The sequence below is a fragment of the Streptomyces sp. NPDC104381 genome (genome assembly GCF_055583745.1).
The window spans coordinates 40,404-66,841 of the sequence record NZ_JBVJNK010000010.1 but is presented as its reverse complement, the minus strand read 5'-3'; the positions used below and the strand labels follow the sequence as shown (position 1 = coordinate 66,841).

The following is a 26,438-nucleotide window of genomic DNA, read 5'->3' as shown; positions in this document are numbered from 1 at the left end:
TCCGGACGTTCAGCTCGGGCTCCCCGGTCGGGGGTGATCGCCGCCGCGCAGCTGGTCGACGGCGTGCACCAGAAGCCTGCCGAGGACCGCGAGCCCGTCGCGTACGCCGCCGGTCGAGCCGGGCAGGTTCACGATGAGGGTGCGGTCCGCGATGCCCGCGAGGCCGCGGGAGAGCGCGGCGGTGGGGACCTTGTCCCGGCCCTCGGCGCGGATCGACTCGGCGATGCCCGGGATCTCGCGGTCCAGGACCCGCCGGGTGGCCTCGGGGGTGAGGTCGGTGGGCGAGATGCCCGTACCACCGGTCGTGACGATCACGTCGTAGCCCGCGGCCGTCCCGGCCCGCAGGGCGGCTTCCACCGGGTCTCCGTCGGGCACGACCTGGGGGCCGTCGACGGCGAACCCGAGACCGGCGAGGGCCTCGGAGATGAGGGGCCCGCCCTTGTCGGCGTACACACCGGCGGAGGCCCGGTTGGAGGCGGTCACGACGAGGGCGCGGTATCCGCCGGTGGCGGGGGCGCTGCCGGGGGCTGTCACGCGTCCGCCCCCTCGGCCACGGCTCGCCGGTAGTCGCCGGACTTGCCGCCCGACTTCGCCTCGACCCGTACGTCCGTGATCACCGCGCTCTTGTCGACCGCCTTGACCATGTCGATCACCGTGAGCGCGGCCACCGACACGGCGGTCAGCGCCTCCATCTCGACACCCGTGCGGTCCGTGGTCTTCACGGTGGCCAGGATCTCCACCGCGTCGTCGGCGACGCTCAGGTCGACCTTCACCCCGGAGACGGCGAGCGGATGGCAGAGCGGGATCAGGTCCGGGGTGCGCTTGGCCCCCATGATCCCGGCGATGCGCGCGGTGGCGAGCGCGTCACCCTTGGGGACGCCCCCGCCCCTGAGGAGTTCGACGACCCGTGGTGATACGAGGACCCGGCCGCTCGCGCGGGCGACACGTGCCGTGACGTCCTTCTCCGACACGTCGACCATGCGGGCGGCGCCCGCCTCGTCGATGTGCGTCAGCCTGTTCTGCGTACTCAACTCACTCCGCCTAGCGGTAGGGCGCCGGTTGCCCGCCCGGCCCGCGCCGGGGCGCGGGCGGGGGGTCCGGGGGGGCTTCCCCCGGTAAGGCACAGCGCCAGATACCGTACCGCCACCGCGCCCGGGTCAGCGGAGGAGGATCACGTCGGTCTCCGTGCCGGGCTCGGCGGAGGTGACGTCCTCGGGCAGCACGATCAGCGCGTCGGCCTGCGCGAGGGCGGCGATCAGATGCGAACCGGCCCCGCCGACGGGCGTCACGGTGCCCGCCTCGGGGTCGTAGGTCCCGCGCAGGAACTGGCGCCTGCCGGACGGCGAGACGAGCGCCTCACCGGTGCTCAGCGTGGCCCGCACCGTCGGGCGGTGCACGTCCCGCAGCCCCATCAGCGTCAGGATCGCCGGCCGGACGAACAGCTCGAAGGAGACGTACGAGGAGACCGGGTTGCCGGGGAGCGCCAGCAGCGGGGTGTGGTCGGGGCCGATCGAGCCGAAGCCCTGCGGCTTGCCCGGCTGCATGGCGAGCTTGCGGAAGTCCACCCCGCCGCCCGGCTCGTCCTCGTCGGCCACGGAGGACAGGGCCTCCTTGACGACGTCGTACGCGCCGACGCTCACCCCGCCCGTGGTGACGACGATGTCGGCGCGGATCAACTGGTCCTCGATCGTGGCCCGCAGCGTCTCGGCGTCGTCGGCGACCGCCGGCACACGGTAGGCGATGGCGCCCGCGTCCCTGGCCGCCGCGGTCAGCGCGAAGCTGTTGGAGTCGTAGATCCGGCCGCCGGTGAGCTCCTCGCCCGGCTGCGCCAGCTCGCTGCCCGTGGACAGCACGACGACGCGCGGACGGGGCCGCACCCGCACCGTCGAGCGGCCGATCGCCGCGAGCAGCCCGATCTGCGGCGGCCCGACGACCGAACCCGCGCGCAGCGCCAGGTCACCGGGTTGTACGTCGCTGCCCTTGGCCCGGACATGGGCGCGCGGCTTGACCGGGCGGTGGATCCGGACCTCGCCGCTCGCGCCCTCCGGGGCGTGGCTGTGGGCCCGCATGGCCGCCGCAGGACCGCCGCCGGTGCCGCCGTCGGTCCACTCGACGGGCACGACCGCCTCGGCGCCGGCGGGCAGCGGGGCGCCCGTCATGATGCGGGCGGCCTCGCCGGGGCCGACGGAGCGGCCGTCGGCCAGGCCCCCGTCACCCGCCGCGACGTCGCCGATGACGGTGAGGACGGCGGGGAACTCCTCGCTGGCGCCCTCGACATCGGAGATCCGGACGGCGTACCCGTCCATCGAGCTGTTGTCGAAGGGCGGCAGGGACACCTCCACGACGACGTCCTCGACCAGGACACAGCCCTGGGCGTCGGGCAGTTGCAGCTCGATGGGTTCGAGCGGCTTCACCGCGGCGAGGATGTCGTCCAGGTGCTCGTCCACCGACCAGATCGTGCTCAAGCTGCTACAACTCCTCGTCGACGTAACTGCGCAGCCAGGTCCGGAAGTCCGGGCCCAGGTCCTCACGTTCGCACGCGAGTCTGACAATGGCACGCAGATAGTCACCCCGGTCACCGGTGTCGTAGCGGCGGCCCTTGAAGACGACGCCGTGCACCGGGCCGCCGATCTTCTCGTCCTCGGCGAGCAGCTGGAGGGCGTCGGTGAGCTGGATCTCGCCGCCGCGGCCGGGCTCGGTCCGGCGCAGTATGCCGAAGACGGCGGGGTCCAGGACGTAACGGCCGATGACGGCGAGATTGCTGGGCGCCTCGGCCGGGTCGGGCTTCTCCACGAGCCCGGTGACCCGGACGACGTCGCCGTCGGTGGTGGCCTCGGTGGCCGCGCAGCCGTACATGTGGATCTGGGCGGGGTCGACCTCCATCAGCGCCACGACGCTGCCGCCCTCGCGCTCCTGGATCTCGACCATCCTGGCGAGCAGCGGGTCGCGCGGGTCGATGAGGTCGTCGCCGAGGAGCACGGCGAACGGCTGGTCGCCGACGTGCGGCGCGGCGCACAGGACGGCGTGGCCGAGGCCGCGCGGGTCGCCCTGGCGCACGTAGTGCATGGTGGCCAGATCGCTGGACTCCTGGACCTTGGAGAGCCGTTCGGCGTCCCCCTTGCGGGTCAGCGCGGACTCCAGCTCGTAGTTCCGGTCGAAGTGGTCCTCCAGGGGACGCTTGTTGCGACCGGTGATCATCAGTACGTCGGCGAGGCCGGCGGCGACCGCTTCCTCGACCACATACTGGATGGCGGGCTTGTCGACGACAGGCAGCATCTCTTTGGGAGTGGCCTTGGTGGCCGGCAGGAACCGGGTGCCGAGACCTGCAGCTGGGATGACAGCTTTGCTGATCCTGGGGTGCGACTGAGTCATGCCCAGAACTGTAACCGGTACGTATGGGCGGAAGATGAGCGTCCGGTTAACTTCGTCCTCATACATCCACATAAGCGAACCATGCGAGCACCCGTTGAACCATGACATGTCCCGAAAGGCCACCCTGCGGCGCGAACTTCTCGCCGCACGAGCGCTTCTCACCTCGGAAGACGTAAGAAACGCCGCCGCGGTTCTCGCCGAGGCCGCCCAGGATCTTCCCGAGCTGGCCGAAGCCGGGACGGTGGCCGCCTATGTGTCCGTGGGGCGCGAACCGGGGACCCATGTCCTCCTGGACGCGCTGCGGGCCCGGGGCGTACGCGTGCTGCTGCCGGTGCTCATGGCGGACAACGACCTGGACTGGGCGGCGTTCGAGGGCGCCGAGCACCTCGTGCCCGCCGGCCGGGGCCTCCTGGAGCCGGACGGCGCCCCCCTGGGACCGCAGGCGGTCCTGGAGGCGGACGCGGTCCTGCTGCCCGGACTGGCCGTGGACCGGCGCGGGACGCGGCTGGGGCGCGGCGGAGGCAGCTACGACCGGGTGCTGGCCCGGCTCGCGGCGGCCGGGGCGGACCCCGCTCTGATCGTCCTGCTGTACGACGACGAGGTGGTCGCGCTGGTCCCTGAGGAACCGCACGACCACCCCGTGGATGCCGTGGTCACGCCCGCCGGAGTCCGGCGCCTGCCTAGGGCTTCTTGAGCGTCAGGGAGTCCACGGTGGACTGCTTCACGGCGGCCTCACCGAAGGACCAGTCGAGCAGCTCGCCCTCGGCCCACTTGTCGGTCTGGTCGGTGTAGTGCGCGCTGAACGCGTGCCCCGAGGCGCCGGTGAGGTTGATCCAGCGGGACTTGTCCCACTCGCCCACGTTGACGACCATCCGCATCGACGGGACCCAGATGACCTCGTAGCCGCCCGCCGCGTTCCAGCCGGTCGCGTTGACCGCCGCCTCGCCGCCGCCGAGGTCCCAGGGACCCCGGTTCAGGGCCCGCTGGAGGAGGTCGGGGCCCTCGGTGCCGAGCGTCTGGTTGCGCAGGGTCAGCCGGTGCAGCCGGCCCCAGCTCCAGGTGGACATGTCCTTGCCGAGCTTGGCCGTCAGCTCCCAGCGCGCGTCCTCCATGGCACGGGCGAAGAGCTCGTCACGGCTGTCGATGGCCTCTTCGCGCCCCTGGGCCGGGGCCTTCCACCACTCGTTGTCCTGGTCGTCCAGGATGTTCTCGACGACCTCGTACCAGCGGTCGCCGCCGTCGGGCTGCGCCGCGTCCGGGTCGCGCTGACCGCATTCGCGTACGGACTTGTCCTGCTCGTCCACCGGTCCGCTGCCGGCGACCGGCTTCACGTAGATGCAGTCGCCCTCGGCCCGCATCTCCTTGGGCAGCTTGTTGCCGAAGGCCAGCTTCAGGATGTTGCGCCAGACCCCGTTGAAGTACGCGGCGGCGGCCGAGTCGGACTCCTGGCTGCCGTCCCAGCCCTCCAGCAGCTTCTGCGCCTCGCGGACGTCCTTGTCGGAGATGTTGATCTTCTTCAGTTCCGACAGCAGCTTCACGGCGATGCGGCTCTGGTTGTCCATCTGCATCGTCTGCATGTCGTCGGTCGAGATCTTCTCGCCCCGGTCGATCTTGCCCTGGATCAGGTCGTTGATCCGCTGGCTGCGGGCGCCGTAACCCCAGTCCTTGGTGAGCAGGTGCTCGTAACTGTCGTCGATGACGGCCTGGTTGGCGGTGACGATGTAGCCGCGGTCCGGGTCGTACTCGTACGGCAGCTCGTCGAACGGGACGTACTCGTCCTCCCAGCCGTACTTCGCGCTCCAGCCGGGGCTCGGCGTCGTGCCGTCGCCCTGCTTGCGGACCGGGATCTTGCCGGGCGCCTGGTAGCCGATGTGGCCCTCGGTGTCCGCGTAGATCATGTTCTGCGACGGCACCTCGAAGTTGGCGGCCGCCTTGCGGAAGGCCGTGAAGCCCTTGGCCCGGTTGAGCTCGAAGACCGCGTCCATGGACTTCCCGGGGCTCAGCGCCGTCCACTTCAGGGCGACCCCGTACCCGTCGCCGCGGTCGGGCGCGGAGGTGGTGACGGGCGCCTTCTTGCCGACCTTCTCCAGCTCGGCGCTGCGGTCGGAGACCAGCGGGCCGTTGTTGGTCTCGCGGACGGTGATCGTCCTGCTCCTGCCGCCCGCGACCTTGATGGTCTCCTTGCGGGTGGTGAAGGGCTCGGTCCTGCCGTCGTACTGGTAGCCGTCGGCCGAGACCTTCTCCAGGAAGAGGTCGGTGACGTCGGCGCCGAGGTTCGTGAAGCCCCAGGCGATGTCCTGGTTGTGGCCGATGATCACCCCGGGCATCCCCGAGAACGTGTAGCCCGCCACGTCGTACTGGCAGGACTCCGAGACCTGACGGCAGTGCAGCCCCATCTGGTACCAGAGCGAGGGCAGCTGCGGCGCCAGGTGCGGGTCGTTGGCCAGCAGCGGATTGCCGGTCGTCGTGTACTTCCCGGAGACGACCCAGGAGTTCGATCCGATGCCGGTGCCGTTCGGGCCGAGCAGCGCCGGGATCTCGTCCAGGGTGTCGGAGAGCGCGGCGAGCTGGGTGTTCAGGCCCTCGGTCGCGCCCTCGACGGTCCCCGACCCGGTGTTCTCCGACGGCTCGGCCTCCGGGTCGAACTTGCCGGTGGCCGGGGAGACCGCCCCCTGGTCGACGATCGGCTTGTTCTTCTCGTACGGGTAGTCCGGGTAGAGATCCTTGATCTGCTTCTCGTCGAGCCTGCTCGTCATCAGCGAGCGGTCGATCTCGTCCTGCATGTTCCCGCGCAGGTCCCAGGCCATCGCCTTCAGCCAGGCCACCGAGTCGACCGGGTCCCACTCGGTGGGCTTGTAGTCGTTGGTCAGCCCGAGCGCCGCGTACTCGACGGAGATGTCCTTGCCGTCCTTGCCGTCCAGATACGCGTTCACCCCCTCCGTGTAGGCCCGGAGGTTCTTCTTGGTGTCCTCGTCCAGGACCGTGTCGTACTCCTTCTGCGCGACCTGGCGCCAGCCCAGCGTGCGCAGGAAGGAGTCGGTCTCGACCTGGCCCGAGCCGAACATCTCGGAGAGCCGGCCCGACGTCATGTGACGGCGTACGTCCATCTCCCAGAAGCGGTCCTGGGCCTGGACGAAGCCCTGGGCGCGGAAGAGGTCGCTGTCGGTGTCGGCGTAGATCTGCGGGATCCCGTAGTCGTCACGTTTGACGTCGACGTCGCCGGAAAGACCCTTGAGCTCTATCGAACCGGTGGTCTGCGGGTACGAGGCCCGGACCGTGGAAACGGACCAGTACGCGCCGTATCCGACACCCGCGACAAGCGCCAGCACCAGGACGATCACGAACAGGCGGGCGCGTCGCCCCTTCTTCCTGCCGGTCTTCTTCGCATCGGAAGACCCGGAAGGGGCGGTTGTGTTGGCGGGCATCGCTGTCCTTCGAGGGGCAGGGTGGTCCTGGGAGTGCAGGAGCAACCATAGGCGCCCCGCAGAAGCCACTCGGACGCGGTATGGCGATGCATCCATTTGCGCACCGGTTCGCACGAACACGCGAAGCCGTCAAGAAAGCGTTAAAGATTAGGTAAGGTAACGAAGTACTGGCTGCCGGAGGACGTTCCGGATGCTCCTACGCAGGGAAGGAACGGACCCTGACTGTCCACGCGCTCAACGAACTTCTGCTCGTCTGCTCACTCGTCCTGCTGGTCGCCGTCGCGGCCGTACGCATCTCGTCCCGCAGCGGGCTCCCCAGCCTGCTCCTGTACCTCGGCATCGGCATCGCCATGGGGCAGGACGGCATCTTCGACGTCAAGTTCGACAACGCCGAGCTGACCCAGGTGATCGGCTACGCCGCCCTGGTCGTCATCCTGGCCGAGGGCGGTCTGGGCACGAAGTGGAAAGAAGTGAAACCCGCGCTGCCGGCGGCCGCCGTGCTCTCGACGGTCGGCGTGGGCATCAGTGTGGGCGTCACCGCGAGCGCGGCGCACTTCCTCGTCGGCCTCGACTGGCGGCAGGCCCTGATCATCGGCGCCGTCGTCTCCTCGACCGACGCGGCAGCGGTCTTCTCCGTGCTGCGCAAGGTCCCCCTCCCGTCCCGGATCACCGGTGTCCTGGAGGCCGAGTCCGGCTTCAACGACGCCCCCGTGGTCATCCTCGTGGTGGCGTTCTCCGCCGTGGGGCCCGTGGAGCACTGGTACGTCCTGGTCGGCGAGATAGCCCTGGAGCTGGCCATCGGCGCGGCGATCGGCCTCGCGGTGGGCTGGCTCGGCGCCTTCGGGATCCGCCATGTGGCACTGCCCGCCTCCGGGCTCTACCCGATCGCCGTGATGGCCATCGCGGTGTCCGCGTACGCCGCCGGCGCCATGGCGCACGGAAGCGGGTTCCTGGCCGTCTACCTGGCCGCGATGGTCCTCGGCAACTCCAAGCTGCCGCACTGGCCCGCCACCCGGGGCTTCGCCGACGGACTCGGCTGGCTCGCCCAGATCGGCATGTTCGTCCTGCTCGGCCTGCTGGTCACCCCGCACGACCTGATCGTGGACTTCTGGCCCGCCGTGGTCGTGGGGCTCGTCCTGACCGCCGTCGCCCGGCCGTTGTCGGTCTTCATCAGCCTGGCGCCCTTCCGGCTGCCACGGCGCGAGAAGGCCCTGATGTCCTGGGCGGGGCTGCGCGGCGCCGTACCCATCATCCTGGCGACCATCCCGATGGTGTCCGGGATCGAGGGCAGCACCCGGGTCTTCAACATCGTCTTCGTGCTGGTCATCGTCTACACCCTGATCCAGGGACCGACGCTGCCCTGGCTGGCGAAGACCCTGAAGATCTCCGACGACCCCTCGGAGACCGCCGACCTCGGCATCGAATCGGCACCCCTGGAGCGGCTGCGCGGCCATCTGCTGTCCGTCGCGGTCCCCGGCAAGTCCAAGATGCACGGCGTCGAGGTCGCGGAGCTCCGGCTGCCGGCCGGCGCCGCGGTCACCCTCGTCGTACGGGACGGCACGAGCTTCGTCCCGGCGCCCTCGACCGTGCTGCGCCGGGGGGACGAACTGCTGGTCGTCGCGACCGATCCCGTGCGTGACGCGGCGGAGGCCCGGCTGCGGGCGGTCGGCCAGGGCGGCAAGCTGGCCGGCTGGCTGGGGACCGGCGGACAGAGCGAGCCGGACGCCGGCACGGTGGACATGCCGCACCTCGTGAAGCTGGCCAGGAAGCTGGGCAAGGGCCCCGAGAGCCGTACGCGCGACAAGGACGGGAGCCGGACCCCGCACTGAGCGGGGACGGCCCTCTCACCGGACCGGGGCGACGAGGAGCGCTCCGCACACATTCGCAGGTGTGCCGGGGCAAGGACCTGTAAGATGAAGGACCGGATCTTCGGATCCACACGATGTGAACGTGATCGACCCAACCTGATCGACCAACTCTGTCTGATGCAGAGCTGGCGCGACCGTATGGCGGTCGTGGCGTCCCTCGCCTCTGGAGCGAGCGCCCGGCATCTACCGCAGTCCCGCGCGAAGAGGACAGCTCTCGGCAGCTCCCGCACGTTTCCCGCACCCCGGTGCGGAACGGCCCCGGGGAGCACGGCCACCAGGCGGCAGAAAGGCAAGGACCGTGGCGTCCACGGTCTCCGACCGCCCCGGTTACGGGCAGTTGCTGCGCACCCCGGGTGCGTGGACCTTCCTTCTCCCGGGCTTCGCAGCCCGGCAGCCCTTCGCGATGCTGACCATCGGCATCGTGCTCCTGGTGCAGCACACCACCGGCTCGTACGGCAGCGCGGGCGCGGTGGCCGCCGTGTCCGGCGTCTCCATGGCCCTGTTCGCGCCGCAGAGCGGCCGGCTCGCCGACCGGTTCGGCCAGCGTGCCGTGCTGCTGCCCGGCGTCCTGGTCCACGCCGCCTCCGTCGGCTCCCTCACGGCACTCGCCCTGGCGGACGCGCCCCTGTGGGCGCTGTTCCTGGCGGCGGTTCCCACCGGTGCCTCCATCCCGCAGGTCGGGCCGATGGTGCGGGCCCGCTGGGCGGCCCGGCTCGGGGCGGCCCCGGGGCGCCCGGCCTCCCCGCTGATGAGCACGGCCGCCGCCTTCGAGTCGGTGACGGACGAGTTCACCTTCGTCGTCGGCCCCGTGCTCACGACGGCGCTGTGCACCGGCGTGCACCCGGCGGCCGGGCTGATCGCCGAGGGGGCGCTGACGCTGCTGGGCGGCGTCCTGTTCGCCGCACAGCGCGCCACCCAGCCCGCACCCCGGGGCGCCGCCACGGAGGCGGAGCCGCACCGCTCGGCGCTCTCGGTACCGGGGGTGCGGGTCCTCGCGATCACCTTCCTGGGCATCGGCGCCGTCTTCGGCGGCATGCAGGTCTCGCTGACGGCGTTCTCCGAGGAGATCGGCCGGCCCGGCCTGAACGGACTGCTGTACGGGACGTTCGCGGCCGGCAACATGCTGGCCGGGATCGCCTGCGGGGCCATCGCCTGGAAGAGCAGCCCGCGCCGCCGGCTGATCGTCGGCTACGTGGCCCTGACGCTCACGGCGTCCGGGCTCTGGGCCGTGCACTCCGCACCGCTGCTGGCGGGGCTCGGCCTGCTGGTGGGGCTGTGCATCGCTCCCGCCCTGATCAGCGGCTACACCCTGGTCGAGGCGCTGGTGCCCGCGTCCGCCAGGACCGAGGCCTTCACCTGGCTGACGGGTGCCGTGGCGCTCGGCCAGGCGGCTGCCGTGACGGTGGCCGGACAGCTCGCGGACGCCCATGGCGCGAGCACCGGTTTCCTGGTCCCACTGGCCGGTACGGCACTGGCGCTGGCGACCCTGCTGACCCTGCGTTCCCGGCTGACGCCGAGGGCCGCCGGACGGACGGTCGCACGTGGGATCGGTCACCGCGAGCCGGTCACGGTGGACTGATCGCTCGGAATAGGTCACTATGGAGCGTCGTTAGCACTCATTGAGTGAGAGTGCCAGGAGGAGCAAGTGCCGACCTATCAGTACCAGTGCACCGAATGCGGCGAGGGCCTCGAAGCGGTGCAGAAGTTCACCGATGATGCCCTGACCGTGTGCCCGAACTGCGAGGGACGCCTCAAGAAGGTGTTCTCGGCCGTCGGCATCGTCTTCAAGGGATCCGGTTTCTACCGGAACGACAGCCGTGGCTCCTCGTCGAGCAGCTCGCCGGCCACGTCGTCGTCCTCGAAGTCGTCGGACTCGTCCGCCAAGACGTCCGACTCGTCGTCGTCCTCGTCGGACGCGAAGCCGGCCGCTTCGGCAGCGTCGTCGTCCACCTCCTCGGCTTCTTCCACGTCGTCGAGCGGTACGTCGGCCGCCTGAGGCCACGCGCCCGCACCACACACGTTCCACCGGACCCCGCTGATCGACTCGGCGGGGTCCTGGCCGTGCGCCTCCGGTTACTGTGACCGCATGGCGAATGCGGAGACGGCTGCGGGTGCGGCTACAGCGGACATCGGTGTCATCGGCGGATCGGGCTTCTACTCCTTCCTGGAGGACGTGACCGAGATCCAGGTGGACACCCCGTACGGAGCGCCGAGCGACGCCCTCTTCCTGGGTGAGCTCGGGGGCCGCCGGGTGGCGTTCCTGCCGCGCCACGGCCGTGGGCACCATCTCCCGCCGCACCGGATCAACTACCGCGCCAACCTCTGGGCCCTGCGGTCCGTGGGCGTACGCCAGGTGCTCGGCCCGTGTGCGGTCGGCGGGCTGCGCCCGGAGTACGGCCCGGGCACCCTGCTCGTACCGGACCAGATGGTCGACCGCACCAAGGCGCGCACGCAGACGTTCTACGACGGTGAGCCCCTGCCCGACGGGAGCCGGCCGAACGTGGTGCACCTCGGCTTCGCCGACCCGTACTGCCCCGAGGGCCGCAAGGCCGCCCTGGCCGCGGCGCGCGGCCGCGACTGGGAGCCGGTGGACGGCGGGACCCTGGTCGTCGTCGAGGGCCCGCGCTTCTCGACCCGCGCGGAGTCGCGCTGGCACGCCGCGATGGGCTGGTCGGTCGTCGGGATGACGGGCCATCCGGAAGCGGTGCTCGCCCGTGAACTGAACCTCTGCTACACGACGCTGACGCTGGTGACGGACCTCGACGCGGGGGCCGAGGCCGGTGAGGGCGTCAGCCACGCGGAGGTGCTGGAGGTGTTCGCGGAGAACGTGGACCGGCTGCGGTCGGTGCTCTTCGACGCGGTGGCCGCCCTGCCCCCGAACGACGGCCGTGACTGCGTCTGCGCGCACGCGCTGGACGGGATCGAGACGGGGATCGGACTGCCGTAGCGCGGCGGGTTCTGCGCGCTACGGGCCGAGCGGGTGGGGCGGTGTCCCGTGCGGGTGGGCTTGTGCCCCGTGCGGGCGGCCCGGCGCTCCGAGCGGGTGGCCTGGTGCCCCGTGCGGGCGGCCCGGCGCTCCGAGCGGGTGGCCTGGTGCCCCGTGCGGGTGACGGGGTTTTCCACATCGTCCTGGCTGTCCACAGGGCCCGGCGGGATCTTCGCCGGCGGTGGATCGTGGGAGGAGTCCGGCGGGGCTCCCCGGCGGACTCCCCTCACGTCAGGTGGTGTTGGCCATGTTCCCCTCCGCGCCCGATACACGTCCCGCGTCTCCCGCCCCCTGCGGAGTCCCGCCCTTCGGGCCCCTGCGGGTGCGGGGCGGGGGTGGGCGACGGCTGCGGCGAGCGCTGCGCGGGCGGCGCCGGGCGCTGGCCGCGGGCTTCGCGCTGGCCTCCGCCGTGCTCGCCGCGTCGGGGCTGAGCGGTGAGAGAGGGGCTGCGGCCGTCCCGGGAGGCGGGCCGCCGGGGCCCGGACGGCAGGCTCCCCGTCTGGTGTCCGCGCCGGTGCGGATCGCCGACGCGGCGACGGTCGGGCTGCTGCGGCCGGGCGACCGCGTCGATGTGATCGCCGCGGTCGACGGGGAGTCGCGGGCCGATGTGGTGGCGCGCGACGTACGGGTGACAGAGGTCCCGCAGGGCGCCGGCGGCGGATCGGTCGCGTACCCGGGGACCGACGGCGGGGCGGGCATGGGGCAGGGCGCACTGGTGGTCCTGGCCGTGGAGCGGGACACCGCCGCGGCCCTGGCGGGTGCCGGTGCGTCGGGGCTGCTCTCGGTGGCGGTGTCCCGTGCCGAATAGAACAGGTATCGCGTCAACTCACCCGTCGGACGTACCCGATTGGACAGGGTGGTCCTCTGCCGCCTTATGTGACGGGGCAGTCAGCTCCCCCCACGGCACGCGCAGAGGAAGGCTCACCTGTGAGCGAGAAGAAGGTCGGTCTGCTGGAAGGCTTCAAGGCCTTCCTGACGCGCGGCAATGTGATCGACCTCGCGGTCGCCGTGGTCATCGGTGCCGCGTTCACGAACGTGGTGAACGCGGTCGTGAAGGGCATCATCAATCCGGTGGTCGGCGCGTTCGGCACCCAGGACCTGGAGAAGTACACGTCCTGCCTCCAGGGTCCCTGCGCGGTGGATCCGGAGACCGGCAGGATGGACGGCATCGAGATCCTGTGGGGCTCGGTGCTCAGCGCCGCCCTCAGCTTCCTGATCACCGGCGCCGTCGTCTACTTCCTGCTGGTGCTGCCGATGGCGAAGTACCTCGCCAGGCGCGCCGCCGCGCAGGCCGCGAAGGAGGGCGTGCAGGAGACGCTGGAGGTCAGCGAGCTGGAGGTGCTGAAGGAGATCCGCGACGCGCTGGTCGCCCAGCGGGGCCGGAGCTGAGGCACCGCCCGTGCGGCGGGGGCCGCTTCCGGTCGCCGACACGGATCAGGAAGCGGGTGCCGGTGCCGGTGTCAGATGTGGTGGGGCGGCTTCTCGTCGAGGAAGCGGGCCAGGTCGGAGGCGCTGCCGGCAGGAGCCCGCTCACCCCATCCCTGGTCCGTGTCGTCCGCGGACTGCCGGTCCAGCGGATCGTCGAAGACCAGGGCCGACGGCTTGGGCCCCGGCTCCTGCGGAGGCTTCTGACGGGGCTCCGGCGGCTTCGACTCTCGCGGTCCGGGGGCGGGGGCGGTACTCATGCCTCCAGGGTACGGCCCGGCTCAGCGATCCTTGGGGTCGAGCAGCCACAGCCCCAGCACCACGAGGAACGACAGACACAGGAAGCCTGCGCCCCACCAGGCCGTGCCGGTGTCGCCCTCCATCCACACGTTGACGACCTCCGTCAGCGCCCAGAGCTGGCCGATGACGACACTCATCGCCAGCACCAGCCTGGCCGTCAGCTTCGCCGAGCGTTCGGGTTCCTGCTCCGAGCCCGCCCCGGGGCCCGGGCCGGTGTGGCGCACGCGGGGATCGGCATAGCCGCTGGTGGGCCGGATCTGGGGGTAGCGCTCGTGGAGGGGGCGGTTCAGCTCGGCCCGTTCGCTGCCCGGATGGTAGTCGGGGTACGCCGTCCCGGACGGCCGGGGCGGGCGGGGCGGCTCGACCGGGTCCAGGGGCTCGGTCATGACGGCCTCACCGTGGACGCGGCGGCGGACGCGGCCGGGACGGGTGGCGCCTCCGCGCCGCCTCCGGTGCCGGGGCAGCCGATCCGTTCGGCGAGGTCGGGGCGGTCCTCGCCGAGCTGGCGGCAGAGTCCCTCCTCGGCGCTCTCCCCCGAGCGGGTCGTCCCGACGGCCCAGATACTGCCGTCGTCCAGCTCGGTCAGCACCACCTTGGGCAGCCCGCGGGGCGGCGGGCCGGCCGTGACCTCGCCCGTGCGGGCGTCGAAGACTCCCTCGTGGCACGGGCAGTAGAGCTCGCCCTCCGTACCGCGGTCCTTGCGCCAGAGCACCCCGCACGCCAGATGGGTGCAGACGGCGGAGTAGCCGGCGAGGGTGCCGTCGTCCATCCGGACGGCGACCGCACGGTCCTCGTCGCCGGGGTAGCGGAAGGCGAGGGACTCCCCGGGCAGCAGCTGCGCGGCGATCCGCTTCGGGGCCGGTGCCTTGCCGTCCTCCGTCTCGCCGTGCCGGTGGAGGATGCCGCCCGCGACGGCCAGGCCGCCCACGGCGAGGCCGCCGGACACGGTGGCGACGATCCGTAGGTAGTCGCGCCGGGTGGTCAGCGAGTCGGCGGCGATCCGGTCGTGCAGCGCCTCCCGGGGGTCGCTCCCGGGACCGTGGTCGGGGCCCGGCTGCGGCTGTTCGGTGACGCTCATCGGCGGACGTCCTTCCCGTTGATCTCGACGACGGGAAGTCCGCCGGGCACCGGCCACTGGACCCGCTCCGCGGGCACGACCATGGCCACGCCGGTGCGGACCTCGCTCTCGCCGAAGACGAAGGTGTCGGCGACCTGCACTCCGGGGCGCTCCGCCTGGAGCTCCTCGACGGTGCCGTAGTAGAGCGCCCCGGTGGGGCAGACGGTGGCGCACATAGGGGCGAGCCCGTAGGCGGTGCGGTCGTAGCAGAGGTTGCACTTCAGCTGGAGCTTCGCCTGGAGATCGATCTTCGGTACGCCGAAGGGACAGGCGTTGACGCAGTTGGCACAGCCGATGCAGCGGGTGGTGTCGGCCTGCTGCACGACACCGTCGGCGGTGACCAGGATCGCGTCGGCGGGGCAGACCTCGGCGCAGGGGGCCACCGGGTCCTCGCAGTGCATGCAGACCGTGGGAAGGGAGGCGACGGACGAGCCCTCGTCGGGGTAGTCGAGGTGGATCATCGACTTGCCTCGGTGCGAGTCGCATTCCCGGCAGGCGGAGACACAGGCCTGACAGCCGATGCAGCGCCCCGGGTCGATGAACATCGTTCTGCCCATCATCGGGACCATCAGCTCCTTTCCGAGGTGCCGCGGCCCTGCGGGGCCGTGGGCGGCAGTGGGTCGGTGCGGGAGACCTGGGTCTCGGGATAGGCGACGTGGCCGGGGGCGACCGGAGGTGCGGGGACCTCGTCGATCGCTTCGGCGTGCTCGATGCGGCAGGCGCAGACCTTGTACTCGGGGATCTTGGAGCGGGGGTCGAGGGCGTCGATGGTGAGCGCGTTGGCCGCGGTCGGGACGGGCCAGTGGTAGGGGATGAACACCGTGTCGGGCCGGATCGCCTCGGTGACCAGCGCGGGGAAGACCTCGCTGCCGCGCCGGGTGACGACGCGGACGGGTTCGCCGTTGCGGAATCCGTGGGAGGGGTGGACCTCGGCCCAGGGCCGAGGGGTCTGTTCGACGAGGGCGCCCAGCCGACGGGTCTGGTTGCCGGAGAGGAAGTGGGCGACGGTGCGGCCGGTGGTCAGCGTCATCGGATGCTCCTCGTCGTACGGGTCGGCCGGCGGGTGCCACTCGACGACCTGCATATGGATCTTGCCGTCGGCGTGGTAGGTCGTGCCGTCCTCGAACAGCCGGGGGGTCCCGGGGTGGTCGGTGGACGGGCAGGGCCAGGAGATCCCGCCGGTCTCCTCCAGCCGTTCGTAGGTGATGCCGGAGTAGTCGATGACGGTGCCCGCGGAGGCCCTGCGCAGTTCGTCGAAGACCTCGCGGGAGCCGCCGAAGGCGAATTTGTCCCCGGCTCCGAGACGGCGGGCGATCTCGCACATCACCCAGGTGTCGGTCCGTACCCCGGCCGGCGGTTCCTGCGCCTTGTTGTGCTTGACGACGCGTGCCTCGGCGTTGGCCATCACGCCCTCGTCCTCGGCCCAGATGGTGACGGGGAAGACCACGTGGGCGTTGGCGGCGGTCTCGGAGAGGAAGAAGTCGAACTGGGCGTGGAATTCGGTGGTGTCGTACCCCTCCTTGACCACGGCGTAGTTGGGGAGCGAGACGAAGGGGTTGTTGCAGATGCCGATCAGACCGCGGATCTCCTGGCGCTGCATCTGCCAGATCATTTCCATCATCGAGGTACCGGCGGCGGGGAGTTCGGACTCCTCGATGCCCCAGATCTCGCAGATCTGCCGGCGGTGTTCCTCGTTGAGGATCGAGCGCCCGCCGGGGAGGAGGTCGGCCTTCTGGCCGTGCTCGCGGCCGCCCTGACCGTTCCCCTGGCCGGTGAGGGTGCCGTAGCCGGCGCCGGGCTTGCCGATGTGGCCGGTGGCGGTGCAGAGGTTGATCACGCTGAGGCAGTTCTCGACGCCCTGGGTGTGGTGCTCGATGCCCCGGGCGTGGAAGGCCATGGCCTTGGGCGCGCGGGCGAAGGCGCGGGCGACCTGGACGACCTGCTCCGCGGGGATCCCGCAGATCTCGGCGGCGCGGGACGGGGGGTACAGGGCGGCGTTGGCCTTGACCTCCTCCCAGCCGGTGGCGTGCGCCGCGAGGTAGGCCTCGTCGGTGAGGCCCTCCTCGACGACCACGTTCAGCACGGCGTTGAAGAAGGCGGAGTCGGTGCCCGACTTGAGCGCGACGTGGATGTCGGCGGTGCGCGCGACCGCCGTCTCGCGCGGGTCGACGACGATCAGGGTGGCACCGCGGTCCCGGGCGCCCCAGACGTACTGGGTCAGCACGGGGAAGCACTCGCCGACGTTGGCCCCGGCGAGCAGCAGGCAGTCGGTGAGCAGGATGTCGGAGAAGGGGTTGCCGGCCCGGTCGATGTTGAAGGCGAGCTTGTTGGCCCCGGCGGCGCTGACCATGCAGAGCCGGCCGTTGTAGTCGACGTGCTTGGTCTTCAGCGCCACCCTGGCGAACTTGCCCACCAGATACGTCTTCTCGGAGAAGAGGCTGGCCCCGCCGAGCACGCCGAAGGCGTCGCGCCCGTGCTCCCGCTGGATGCGCTCGATCTCGGAGACCGTGAAGTCGAGCGCCTCCTCCCAGGTGGCCTCGCGCAGTTCCTCGTCGCGGGAGCGGCGGATGAGCGGGGCGGTGAGCCGGTCGGGGTGGTTGACCTGCTGGTAGGCGTTGATGCCCTTGGGGCAGAGCCGCATGCGGTTGATGTCGTGGTTGCGGGGCTCCACGCCGAAGACCTTGCCGCCGCGGTCCACGCGGAGGTACATCCCGCACTGGACGCCGCAGAAGCAGCAGTGGGTGGGGACGAGCGTCTCGCCGTTCTGGTCGGCGTGCCACTGGTCCGCCGGGATGCCGCCCGCGTCCCGGAAGCCCCGGGTGCCCGGAGGGGCGAGCGAGGGGTCGAGGGGGAGGATCGTACGGCTGTCGGCTGCGTGGGGGTCCGCGGTCACTTGAAGCCCTTCTTGACCTGGGTGAGGTAGGCGCTGCCGCGCAGGACCCGCTTGCAGCGCGGGCAGTACTCGGCCCACGCGTCGAAGCCGAGTTCGAGGTCGCGCATGGTGCCGCGCAGGTTCTCGACGTACGGGGCGGTGTCGATGGCTGCCCCGCAGCGGCGGCAGGTGAAGATTTCGTCGTCCTGGCGCCCGGTGTACTTGAAGAGCTGCATGCCGACCGCCGCCGGTCTCTGCACGATGTGGAAGAACTTCCCGAACGGGATGTAGATGAGGGTGAAGACCACCGACACCATGTGCAGGATCGCCAGGAACTCGTAGCCCCCGCCGTGCAGGAAGATCGAGGAGAAGGTGAGCAGCAGACCGGTCACGGAGATGACGATCAGTGCGAGCAGCGGCACCATGTCGTAGGCGAACCGCTGTCCGGTGATGGCCCCGCGGTCCTTCATTCGGCGCCAGAGGAAGTACCCCGCGCCCGGGATGACGAGTACGGCCGCGAGGTCCAGGCCGTGGAACATCACCCAGCCGATGAAGCTCAGCGAGTCGAAGCCGAGGACCTTGATGCCCCAGACGCGCATCGCGTAGCCGGGCCCCGGGCCGCTGTCGGAGGTGAAGGTGAACCAGCCCCAGGTCAGCGGGAAGGTGATCAGCGCGGCGAGGACGCAGCCCCAGAAGATCAGCTGGTGGGCGGCCCAGCGGGCGTGGGAGCGGGCGCCGAGGAACTTCTGGAAGCCGAGATACGTCGCGATCATCTTCGGCAGGGCGGTGGGTGCCCGGCGGAAGTTCTCGGCCGAGAACAGGCTGCGCCAGCCCTTCTTGAAGAGCCGCCGGGCACCGGGGGCCGAGACCCAGACGGTGTAGCGGTAGGCGACCCCGAAGGCGAGGAAGACGGTGGCGACGGCGTACGGGAGCAGCGCCGAGTCGAAGTCGTGCAGCAGCCGGCTGCCGAAGACGATCGCGAGGATGAGCAGGCCGGAGACGACGGCACCGGCCAGGGCCGCGCGGCCGGAGACGGATCGCGGCAGGCTCCGGGCGGCCCTCGCGGCGACAGAGGTCCCCTTGCCGGGGTGCCGGCCGCCCGTCCCGCCGGTCGTGCCGGTGCGGGCACCGGTCTCGGGCTGCTCGGCTGCGGCGGGTTCTGGTGGCTCGGTCACCCGGCCACCGTAGGGCCGTAACAGGCGTTCGGTCCCGTTTTGTCCCGCTAAGGTGTGAGTGCGTCGCCCAGGTGGCCCGCGTCGCCGGTCAGTTCGGGGGCGTCTCACGCCCCTGCGGGCGTCCGACGGCCACCGCGCCGCGGAAGTCTTCCGGCGAGAGGACCGACATGGTGTCGAGCGACGCGTCGGGGACGGGCAGCAGATGGGCGTCGACCCAGGTGTCCCCCGCGACCGCGTGGGCCCAGGGGTCCTCGATCACGACGGCACCGGGCACGATTCCGTGGCAGAGCACCCAGTGCGGCACGTCGAACCCCTGCATCCCGGCGAGCGAGACCAGGAGCAGCACCTGCTCCCGTCGGCCGATCGCGTCCCGGATCGCGGCCAGCGAGAGACGGCCCGGGGAGACGGGCACGCCGGTCCGGGCGGCTTCCGTACGCGAGGCGCGCTGGAGCAGGGCCCGCCACCCCTGTTCCTTCTCCGTGAGGTGGCCGAGCAGGACGGGCAGGTCCGTGTCGAGGTGGACCGTGACGGGGGACGACGGCCACGCACGGCGTACGGCGACGCCCAGTCCGACCGGTTCGCAGGAGGGGAAGTTCGTCGCGTCGCGCCACAGGGTCAGCTCCGCCTCCCGGTCGAGTGCCTCCCGGCTCAGCGTCCCCGCGTGCGCCTGTGCGACCAGAGCGGTGACGGCGCCGCACGAGAAGTGCTCGGTCTGCCCGTAGTACGGGGGTGCGGTGCCCGGTCCGTCGCCCAGCCAGCGAACGTGACCGCCGTCCGGGCCCGCCCCGTCCTCCACCGGTGTGAGCGGCGGGTGCAGCGGGGCGAAGCCGGCGGCCGCGGCCTCCCCCGGGCTCACCGTCCACCCTTCCCACTTGACCTGCGCGAGCCCCAGGCCGCGTGCGTGCGCGACGACGGCCTCGACGACCGCCGGTACGTCGCCGACCGCGTCGACGATCTTGAGGTAGGCCGTGTGCGGGCGTGCCGTCACCAGCGCGGCACCGGCCGGGTCCGTACCGTCGCCCCCCGGAACGACGACGAGGCGGGGTGCGTGGGCGGAGCGGTCGACCGTGCGCCAGCGCTCCGGCACCTCGTGCGCGAGGCGCCCCAGCAGGCTCGGCGGCGCGTCGCGGTCGAACGGTACGACGACGAAGTCCTGCACGGCGGGAGTGCGCGGCTGGGCCTGCGGGGACTGGGACTGCGGGGACGGCATTGCGGGCGCTCCAGGTGGAGTCGGAGGGACGGATGCGGTCGGCGGGACGAGAGGGAGGGCGCCGCGCCCCGCGTCAGGCGCGGGACTGCCGGAGCACCCAGATGAAGTACGGGCCTCCGACCAGGGCGATCATGAGGCCCGCCGGCACCTGGGCCGGCGCCACGACCGTGCGGCCGAGGGCGTCGGCCACGCAGACCAGCAGCCCTCCGAGCAGCATCGAGACCGGGATCGACCGTCCGTGCCGGGCGCCCACCAGTGACCGGGCGAGGTGCGGGGCGACGAGCCCCACGAAGCCGACGACCCCGACGGCGATCACGCTGAGCGCCGCGAGCACCGCGGCGATGGACAGCGCGGCGAACCGTGTGCGTTCGGGCCTGACGCCGACGACGCGCGGGGTGTCCTCGTCGACGGCGAGCAGGTCGAGATGGCCCCGCATGGCGAGCAGCACGGGAAGCGCGAGCGCCAGGGCCACCGTGACCGGCACGACGTCGGCGAACGTACGCCCGTAGGTCGTGCCGGAGAGCCAGGTGAAGATCCGGGGGGTGTTCCACGGGTCGGTACGCAGCAGCAGGAAGGTGGTGACGGCGCTGATGCCGTACCCGCAGCCGATGCCGATGAGTACGAACCGGTCCGGCAGGAACCCCCCGCGCCAGGACAGCAGCGCGATCAGCCCGAACGTGGCCAGTCCCGTCACGACCGCGGCCACGATGAGCAGCGGCCGTCCGCCGGGCAGTCCCGATGTGACGACGGCGACCGCACCCAGCCCGGCCCCCGCGGTGATGCCGAGCACGCCCGGCTCGGCCAGCGGATTGCGTACCGCGCCCTGGACGACGCATCCGGCCAGACCGAGGGCGGCACCGGCGAGGATCGCGGCGAGCACGCGCGGGACCCGGTCGTCGAGCGCCTGCCCGACGAGACCGGGAGCGGTGCCCTGGACCCAGAGCGCGATGTCCCCCGTACGCAGCCAGAGGCTTCCCGCCAGGACCGCCACAAGGGCGGCGGCGGCCAGGAGCGCCACCGAGCCGGACACCACGAGGAGGAAGGCGCGGCGCGACCGTGCGGCGACCCGCGCGTGCGGTGGCTGACGGAGCCGGCCCGTGTCGCGGAGGCGGAGCGCGAGGATCACGATCACGACGGAGCCGAGCAGCGCGGTCGGCACGCCGGTGGGGATGGAGGCGGCCCCGTCCGCGCCCTGCACCGCCCGCAGCGTCGCGTCCGCGAGCAGGATGAGCAGCGCGCCGAGCAGTCCGGCCGCGGGCACCAGGAAGATGTGCCGCCGCAGCGCCCGGATCCGGCTCGCGATCAGCCGCGCGAACACGGGGGCGCCGAGGCCGACGAAGGCGATCGGGCCCGCGAGTGTCACCGCCGTGCCGGTCAGGACCACCGCGCAGATCACGGCGATCACGCGGGTGGTCCGGATCGGCACGCCGAGGGTGGACGCGGCGTCGTCGCCGAGGTTCATCACATCGAGCCTGCGGGACAGCGCCAGGGCGGCGCACAGCACCACGGCCACGAGGGGGAGGGCGCGCATCGACGCGTCGATGTTGATCTGGGCGAGCGAGCCGCTCCCCCAGGCGAAGAGGCCGGTCGTGTTCTGCTTGAACAGGATCAGGACCATCGCGGTGGCCGCGTCCAGGGCCATCGCCGTCGCCGATCCGGCGAGGATGAGACGGGTGCCCGTGGTCCCCGCAGCCCGCCCCGCGAGGAGCAGCACGAGCACCGCCGCGGCCAGGCCGCCCGCGAAGGCCACGGCACCCGACGCCCACAGCGGGACGGCGAGACCGAGCGCCGCCACGAGCGAGAGCGTGAAGTAGGCCCCGGCCGTGACCGCGAGGGTGTCGGGGGAGGCGAGCTGGTTGTGCGTGACGGACTGGAGGAGCGCCCCGGCCGCGCCGAGGGCGATGCCCACCGCCACGCCCGCGAACAGGCGCGGCAGGCGCGAGCCGGTGAGGATCTCACCGACCGGCGCCCCGCCGGTGTTCTCGCGTTCCCCGCCGAGGTACCGCACCAGGTCGCCGACGCCGACACCGGAGGTCCCCTGCGTCAGGTGCCACATGCCCACCAGGACGGTCACGACGGCCAGGACCGCCAGGACGGCCACTCCGGTGGGACCGCCGCCGCTCTCCGTGCGTGGCAGCGCTCCCGCTCGGAGCGCCGGTGTCCGCGCTGTGCTCACTTCTTGTTGCTCACTTCTTGTCGAGTACGTCGACGTACGCGTCGATCGCCTGCTCGCACGAGCGCGGACCGCCGGCGCCCCAGACCCGTGCCGGGAAGGCGTGCGCCCGGCCTTCCTTCACGGCCGGCATGCTCTTCCAGAGCGGGTTCTTCTCCAGCGCGGCGACATACCCGCCGGCGCCCTCGTCGTTGGCGTAGAAGAGGTTGGCGTCGCCCACCGAGGTGAGTCCCTCGACATCGGTCTGCGCGAGACCGTACGAGGGGTCGACACCGCCGTCGCCGTGGGCCTTGTTGACGTCGTCGGTCCACGCGGACTTCAAGCCGAGCTCCTCACCGATCTCGGTGAACAGGGCGCCCTTGCTGTAGGGGCGCACGGTGAGGTTGCCGCCCTCCAGCCATCCGTCGAAGAACAGGAAGTCGTTCGTCGGCAGGTCGGCGTCGATGACCTGCTTCTTCGCCGTGGCGAGGTGGTCGTCGAACTCCTTGAGCACCTGGTCGGCGCGCTCGGTGCGCCCCGTCGCCTTGCCGATCATGCTGAACACCTCGCGCATGTTCCCGATCGGGTCCTTCGGGTTCGCGCCCCGGGTGGCCATCACGGGGACGCCGCGCTTCTCCAGCTTCGCGAGCGTCTCGTCGTCGGCGTCGAACGCCTCGACGACGATGAGGTCGGGGTTCGCCGCGTAGAGGGTGTCGAGGTCGGGCTCCTCGCGGGTGCCGATGTCGGTCACCCCGCCGGGCAGCTTCTCCGCGCTGACCCAGGTGCTGTACCCCTTGGCGTCCGAGACCGCGGTGGGGGTGACGCACAGCGTCAGCGCGTCCTCGACCTGCTGCCACTCCAGGACCGCGATCCGCTTGGCGGGCTTGTCGAGCTTCACCTGACGGCCCACGCCGTCCTTGAAGGAGACCGGCTTCGTCGAGGTGGTCGTGGTGTCGTCGGCGCAGCTCTCCGACGCGGGCGACGCGGCGGCGCTGCTGCTGTCGGCGCCGGCCTTGTCGACGGTGGTCGTGCCGCAGGCCGTTGCGGCGAGGACGATGAGCCCCGTGGAGGCGGACGCCGCCAGGCGATGGGCACGGTTCATGAAGGGGCCTCTTTCTTGTTCTCCGCGATGCGGTGCGGTGCAGTGCGGTGCAGTGCGGTGCAGTGCGGTGCAGTGCGGTGCGATGAATCGGATGGGGTGCTGCGTTGCGATGAAGTGGGGGGAGCCGACCGGTTCAGCCGGGGTGGCGCCCGATCGGGTCGATGCGGAGGCGGCCCGTGCGAGGGTCGGTGCCGACCTCGACGCGGATGTCGTAGACCTCGCCGATGTTCTCCGCGGTGAGGACGTCGGCGGGCGCTCCCGCCGCGTGCACCCGGCCGGAGCGCATCAGGACCAGCGTGTCCGCGACGCGGGACGCCTGGTCGAGGTCGTGCAGCACGATGCCGACCGCGATGCCGTGCTCCTCGACGAGATCGCGCACCAGGTCGAGCGTCTCGATCTGGTAGCGCAGGTCCAGGTGGTTGGTCGGCTCGTCCAGCAGTACGACGCCGGTGTCCTGGGCCAGACAGGCCGCGAGCCAGACACGCTGCATCTCCCCGCCGGAGAGCTCCCCGACCGGCCGGCCCGCCATGTCCCGTACGCCGGTCACGCCCATGGCGTGGTCGACGGCGCTCCGGTCGTCGGCGCTCGGTCCGGCGAAGCCGCGCCGGTAGGGGTGGCGTCCGAACGCCACCACCTCCGCGACCGTCAGCCCTTGGGGTGACGGTCGCGACTGGGAGAACAGCGTGACCTCGCGGGCGAAGTGACGGGCGCTGAGCAGTGCCGCGTCGCGCTCGGAGGGATCGCCGGGGCTGCCGAGCGTCACCCGGCCGCCGTCCACCCGGTGCAGCCGGGAGAGCGCGCGCAGCAGGGTGGACTTCCCGCTGCCGTTCGGCCCCACCAGAGCGGTCGCACGGCCGGGTTCCAGGGCGATCGAGACGCCGTGGACGACCGGTGTGCCGTGGTAGCGCAGCACCAGGTCGTGCCCGTTGAGGGCGGCCGCCGGCGGGGCCGGGTCGGCCGCGGGGCGATCCGCTCGCCGGGAGGGGCTTGTGAACATCGGTGGTCCGGACACTCGGAGGGGCAGGGGCTGCGGCACCCTCCGTCCGGCGTTCCGGCCGGGCAGCGGTCTCCCCCACGCATGGGGAAGCCATGCGCGGCGAACGAAACTAAGGGTTGCCTAACTCCGAGAAGGGTATGTTCCGCTTGTCCTGTCGGCAATCAGGAGTTTTGGACAGGCAATACGGGATTCCGGACACCCTCGGACGAACGATTCCGGACATCCTGGGGGAATTCATCGGCCACGTCGAAGTAGGCGCCCGGTGTGGTGCCCATGACGCGCCGGAAAGAGGCGATGAACGTGCTGGGCTGCGCGTAGCCGAGCGTCTCCGAGACAGTTGTCACATCGAGCCCCTCGGAGAGCAGCGTCAGGGCCCGGTGCACCCGCAGCACCTGCCGCCACTGCGCGAAGGACAGCCCCGTCGCGTGGCGGAACGCACGGGTGATGGTGCGCTCGCTCGTCCCCAGCCCGCGCGCCCACTCCTCCAGCGAACGGCAGTCGGCCGGATCGTCCAGCAGCGCTTCGGCGATGGCGTCGATCCGGGCGTCGCCGGGCAACGGCAGCACGAACTGGCGCTCCGACGGCTGGAGCACGTCGAACACGACCGACTCCGCCCGGGCCCTGGCCGCCTCGTCGAGGTCCGTACGGGACAGATGCGACAGCAGTGACTCCAGCAGCGGCGTCATCGCGATCGCCTGCGGCTCCTCGAACGCGATCGGCACCCGGCCGGGGACGAAGAACGCGTCGTGGAACTCGGCGCCGGCCGTCGCCCTGCCGCCGTGCACCAGCCCGGCGGGCATCCACAGGCCGTGCCCCTCGGACACGGTGAAGACGCGGTCCTCCACGCGGGACGTCAGCGTCCCCCCGCGTACCCAGACGAGCTCGTGGAGGGCGTGCGAGTGGGGCGCCCACTCCGTGGGAACGGCGGGTATCCGCAGCCCCGCGATGATGGCGAAGGGACCCGTGGCCTGCTCGGGGAGCGGCTCGACCCGGCGCACGACGGTGCCCGCCTCGCGCCTCCACATCCCGGGGCGCGCGTCGCCACGGGACGGTCGGACCATGCGGACGAGTCTATCCGGGGCCCCTTCGGACCGGGATGCTCCATGGCCGCGACGGGCGGGCGAGCGGTCCGCGCGACGCCGCGCGGCGCGCGTTCCCGGCCGCGCCCCCGCTCCCCCGGCAGGCGCCTGTACGTTCGCGGTGGACGGCACCCCCGCACTCACGAGGAGCTCTCATGACCGAGGAACTGCCCGGCCAGGGACCGCTGGACGCACTGACGGACGTGGCCGGGATCCGCGTCGGGCACGCCCGGGTCCCGGGCGACGGCGCGCTGAGCGGGACCACCGTGGTCCTCGCCCCCGAGGGCGGAGCCGTGGCGGCCGTCGACGTACGCGGGGGCGGCCCCGGCACCAGGGAGACGGACGCGCTGGACCCGCGCAATCTGGTGCAGCGGATCGACGCGGTCGTCCTGACCGGCGGCAGCGCGTACGGACTCGACGCGGCCTCCGGCGTGACGGCCTGGCTGGAGGAGCAGGGGCGTGGCGTCCAGGTCGGCCCGGACCCCTCCCAGGTGGTGCCGGTGGTGCCGGCGGCCTGCCTCTTCGACCTGGGCCGGGGCGGCGACTGGCGGGCCCGCCCCGACGCCTCGACCGGCCGTGCCGCCGTGGAGGCCGCAGCCGCCTCCGCGCCGGGCGCCCCGGTCGCCGAGGGCTCGGTGGGCGCCGGTACGGGAGCGGTGGCCGGGCAGCTCAAGGGCGGTGTCGGCACGGCGAGCCTGCGCCTGCCCTCCGGGGCCACGGTGGCCGCGCTCGCGGTCGTCAACGCGGCGGGCTCCGTCCTCGATCCGGTGACGGGGGTGCTGTACGGCGCGTACGGGGCGGGGGAGCCTCCGGCGCACCCGTCGCCCTCGGTGCACGAGGCCGCGCTCCGGCGGCTGGACGGGATCCGGGGCGCGCGGGAAGGCCGGGCGGGGCGGACCGGCGGAGTCCTCAACACGACGATCGCCGTCGTCGCCACCGACGCCGCCCTGACCCGGGCCCAGGCGCAGAAGCTCGCGGGCACGGCGCACGACGGGCTGGCGCGCGCCGTCCGGCCGGTCCATCTGCTCACTGACGGGGACACCGTCTTCGCCCTCTCCACCGGCCGGCTGCCGCTGCCGCCGGAGCCCACCGCCGCGCTCAACGGCATCCTGGCGGCGGGTGCGGATGCCCTGGCCCGCGCCGTCGTGAAGGCCGTCAGGGCCGCCCGGGGCGCCGACGGCCCCGGAGGCACGTTCCCCTCGTACAGCGAGCTCTACGCCGCATCCTGAGAAGCCCGGGAACCTCGTGCGTTCCCCCTCGGACAGCCGGGGAACTTTCTGCGTGCGCGGTACGTTTTTTGCGAACCCCGGTCACGATGTCAGACCCAGGGACTACGTTATGCACGCATCGGGTAACAC

General features: G+C 72.0%; 24 protein-coding genes. 8 read left to right on the top strand and 16 right to left on the bottom strand.

What is annotated here, in order from left to right; all coding sequences use genetic code 11:
• Nucleotides 1-9 precede the first annotated feature (9 nt).
• The 4 genes from ACZ607_RS30615 to galU all read right to left on the bottom strand — a co-directional run bounded on the left by ACZ607_RS30615 (nucleotide 10) and on the right by galU (nucleotide 3,372).
• On the bottom strand, nucleotides 10-534 hold the full coding sequence (locus ACZ607_RS30615; RefSeq protein ID WP_469740067.1) for a MogA/MoaB family molybdenum cofactor biosynthesis protein: 525 nt from the start codon (nucleotides 532-534) through the stop codon (nucleotides 10-12).
• A complete protein-coding gene (gene moaC / locus ACZ607_RS30610) occupies nucleotides 531-1,031 on the bottom strand; it encodes a cyclic pyranopterin monophosphate synthase MoaC (RefSeq protein WP_469740065.1) in 501 nt (166 codons plus the stop codon). Before moaC ends, ACZ607_RS30615 begins: the two co-directional genes overlap by 4 nt.
• Nucleotides 1,032-1,157: 126 nt before the next feature.
• Entirely contained in the window at nucleotides 1,158-2,465 is a 1,308-nt protein-coding gene (gene glp, locus ACZ607_RS30605) for a molybdotransferase-like divisome protein Glp (protein WP_469740063.1), read from the bottom strand.
• Nucleotides 2,466-2,469: 4 nt separating this feature from the next.
• On the bottom strand, nucleotides 2,470-3,372 hold the full coding sequence (galU, locus tag ACZ607_RS30600; RefSeq protein WP_469740062.1) for a UTP--glucose-1-phosphate uridylyltransferase GalU: 903 nt from the start codon (nucleotides 3,370-3,372) through the stop codon (nucleotides 2,470-2,472).
• A 106-nt stretch (nucleotides 3,373-3,478) separates the two neighbouring features.
• Between galU and ACZ607_RS30595 the strand changes: the two genes are divergently transcribed.
• A complete protein-coding gene (locus ACZ607_RS30595) occupies nucleotides 3,479-4,066 on the top strand; it encodes a 5-formyltetrahydrofolate cyclo-ligase (RefSeq protein WP_469740060.1) in 588 nt (195 codons plus the stop codon).
• On the opposite strand, the gene ACZ607_RS30590 is transcribed toward ACZ607_RS30595, so the two are convergent.
• The gene (locus ACZ607_RS30590; protein WP_469740058.1) at nucleotides 4,053-6,797 is read right to left on the bottom strand and encodes a penicillin acylase family protein; all 2,745 of its coding nucleotides are present in this window, start codon (nucleotides 6,795-6,797) and stop codon (nucleotides 4,053-4,055) included. The two genes, ACZ607_RS30595 and ACZ607_RS30590, sit on opposite strands and share 14 nt — an antisense overlap.
• A 218-nt stretch (nucleotides 6,798-7,015) precedes the next feature.
• Here ACZ607_RS30590 and ACZ607_RS30585 point away from each other — a divergent pair, with 218 nt between their 5' ends.
• From ACZ607_RS30585 to ACZ607_RS30560, 6 genes are all read left to right on the top strand, one after another.
• On the top strand, nucleotides 7,016-8,626 hold the full coding sequence (locus tag ACZ607_RS30585) for a potassium/proton antiporter (RefSeq protein ID WP_469740440.1): 1,611 nt from the start codon (nucleotides 7,016-7,018) through the stop codon (nucleotides 8,624-8,626).
• A gap of 337 nt (nucleotides 8,627-8,963) precedes the next feature.
• Complete coding sequence (locus tag ACZ607_RS30580) at nucleotides 8,964-10,244, top strand: MFS transporter (protein ID WP_469740056.1); 1,281 nt, start codon at nucleotides 8,964-8,966, stop codon at nucleotides 10,242-10,244.
• 66 nt (nucleotides 10,245-10,310) lie between these two features.
• Entirely contained in the window at nucleotides 10,311-10,661 is a 351-nt protein-coding gene (locus ACZ607_RS30575; RefSeq protein ID WP_469740055.1) for an FmdB family zinc ribbon protein, read from the top strand.
• Nucleotides 10,662-10,751: 90 nt separating this feature from the next.
• Complete coding sequence (locus ACZ607_RS30570) at nucleotides 10,752-11,612, top strand: S-methyl-5'-thioadenosine phosphorylase (RefSeq protein WP_469740053.1); 861 nt, start codon at nucleotides 10,752-10,754, stop codon at nucleotides 11,610-11,612.
• A gap of 286 nt (nucleotides 11,613-11,898) precedes the next feature.
• Entirely contained in the window at nucleotides 11,899-12,459 is a 561-nt protein-coding gene (locus tag ACZ607_RS30565; RefSeq protein ID WP_469740051.1) for an RcpC/CpaB family pilus assembly protein, read from the top strand.
• 119 nt (nucleotides 12,460-12,578) lie between these two features.
• Nucleotides 12,579-13,040 carry a large conductance mechanosensitive channel protein MscL gene (locus ACZ607_RS30560; RefSeq protein WP_469740049.1) on the top strand — a complete coding sequence of 154 codons (462 nt, stop codon included), beginning with the start codon at nucleotides 12,579-12,581 and terminating at the stop codon, nucleotides 13,038-13,040.
• Nucleotides 13,041-13,111: 71 nt separating this feature from the next.
• Here the strand turns inward: ACZ607_RS30560 and ACZ607_RS30555 are convergent, their stop codons facing one another.
• From ACZ607_RS30555 to ACZ607_RS30505, 11 genes are all read right to left on the bottom strand, one after another.
• A complete protein-coding gene (locus ACZ607_RS30555) occupies nucleotides 13,112-13,336 on the bottom strand; it encodes a hypothetical protein (protein ID WP_469740048.1) in 225 nt (74 codons plus the stop codon).
• 21 nt (nucleotides 13,337-13,357) lie between these two features.
• Nucleotides 13,358-13,762, bottom strand: a complete 405-nt coding sequence (locus ACZ607_RS30550; protein ID WP_469740046.1) for a hypothetical protein — start codon at nucleotides 13,760-13,762, stop codon at nucleotides 13,358-13,360.
• The gene (locus tag ACZ607_RS30545) at nucleotides 13,759-14,454 is read right to left on the bottom strand and encodes a QcrA and Rieske domain-containing protein (RefSeq protein ID WP_469740044.1); all 696 of its coding nucleotides are present in this window, start codon (nucleotides 14,452-14,454) and stop codon (nucleotides 13,759-13,761) included. Before ACZ607_RS30545 ends, ACZ607_RS30550 begins: the two co-directional genes overlap by 4 nt.
• On the bottom strand, nucleotides 14,451-15,053 hold the full coding sequence (locus ACZ607_RS30540; RefSeq protein ID WP_469740041.1) for a 4Fe-4S dicluster domain-containing protein: 603 nt from the start codon (nucleotides 15,051-15,053) through the stop codon (nucleotides 14,451-14,453). The genes ACZ607_RS30545 and ACZ607_RS30540 overlap by 4 nt, the downstream gene beginning before the upstream one ends.
• Nucleotides 15,054-15,061: 8 nt before the next feature.
• The gene (locus ACZ607_RS30535) at nucleotides 15,062-17,386 is read right to left on the bottom strand and encodes a molybdopterin oxidoreductase family protein (RefSeq protein ID WP_469740038.1); all 2,325 of its coding nucleotides are present in this window, start codon (nucleotides 17,384-17,386) and stop codon (nucleotides 15,062-15,064) included.
• On the bottom strand, nucleotides 17,383-18,540 hold the full coding sequence (locus ACZ607_RS30530) for an MFS transporter (protein ID WP_469740035.1): 1,158 nt from the start codon (nucleotides 18,538-18,540) through the stop codon (nucleotides 17,383-17,385). Before ACZ607_RS30530 ends, ACZ607_RS30535 begins: the two co-directional genes overlap by 4 nt.
• 88 nt (nucleotides 18,541-18,628) lie before the next feature.
• Complete coding sequence (locus ACZ607_RS30525; RefSeq protein WP_469740033.1) at nucleotides 18,629-19,750, bottom strand: peptidase C39 family protein; 1,122 nt, start codon at nucleotides 19,748-19,750, stop codon at nucleotides 18,629-18,631.
• Between the two features lie 73 nt (nucleotides 19,751-19,823).
• Entirely contained in the window at nucleotides 19,824-21,926 is a 2,103-nt protein-coding gene (locus tag ACZ607_RS30520) for an iron ABC transporter permease (RefSeq protein ID WP_469740031.1), read from the bottom strand.
• 10 nt (nucleotides 21,927-21,936) lie between these two features.
• Nucleotides 21,937-23,004, bottom strand: a complete 1,068-nt coding sequence (locus ACZ607_RS30515) for an iron-siderophore ABC transporter substrate-binding protein (protein ID WP_469740029.1) — start codon at nucleotides 23,002-23,004, stop codon at nucleotides 21,937-21,939.
• A 133-nt stretch (nucleotides 23,005-23,137) separates the two neighbouring features.
• Nucleotides 23,138-24,001: an ABC transporter ATP-binding protein gene (locus ACZ607_RS30510; RefSeq protein WP_469740025.1), complete on the bottom strand. Its 864-nt coding sequence runs from the start codon at nucleotides 23,999-24,001 to the stop codon at nucleotides 23,138-23,140.
• Between the two features lie 161 nt (nucleotides 24,002-24,162).
• Complete coding sequence (locus ACZ607_RS30505; protein WP_469740438.1) at nucleotides 24,163-25,026, bottom strand: helix-turn-helix domain-containing protein; 864 nt, start codon at nucleotides 25,024-25,026, stop codon at nucleotides 24,163-24,165.
• A 209-nt stretch (nucleotides 25,027-25,235) separates the two neighbouring features.
• Here ACZ607_RS30505 and ACZ607_RS30500 point away from each other — a divergent pair, with 209 nt between their 5' ends.
• On the top strand, nucleotides 25,236-26,309 hold the full coding sequence (locus ACZ607_RS30500; protein ID WP_469740023.1) for a P1 family peptidase: 1,074 nt from the start codon (nucleotides 25,236-25,238) through the stop codon (nucleotides 26,307-26,309).
• The last annotated feature ends 129 nt before the right edge of the window (nucleotides 26,310-26,438 follow it).